1 rRNA gene is annotated in these 350 nt (G+C 40.6%); it reads right to left on the bottom strand.

What is annotated here, in order from left to right:
- Window positions 1-101, bottom strand: a 5S ribosomal RNA gene (gene rrf, locus DS745_RS24345); the annotation flags it as partial.
- Window positions 102-350: the final 249 nt, after the last annotated feature.

Genomic DNA, 350 nt, shown 5'->3' with positions numbered 1-350 from the left:
ACTCTCACAGGGGGAAACCCCCAACTACCATCGGCGCTGAAGAGCTTAACGATCGTGTTCGGCATGGGAACGAGTGTGACCTCTTCGCTATCGCCACTAGATTTTATTCAATTGTGAATTGTCAATTGTGAATGTTCAATTGTTCTTTGAGCTTCTTCGAGAAGCTATAAACAATTCATAATTCATAATTGGTAATTCATAATTTCTACAGGGTCATTCCCTGAAAACTAGATAACACACATTTAAGACTTGAGTAAAATTCAATTCTTATTTTTAGGATAAGTCCTCGACCTATTAGTATCTCTCAGCTCCACACGTCACCGTGCTTCCACCCGAGACCTATCAACCTC

It is taken from the genome of Anaerobacillus alkaliphilus (assembly GCF_004116265.1).
Lineage (GTDB): Bacteria > Bacillota > Bacilli > Bacillales > Anaerobacillaceae > Anaerobacillus > Anaerobacillus alkaliphilus.
Note: the sequence above shows the minus strand (reverse complement) of the source record. Positions and strands in the feature narration are given on the sequence as shown.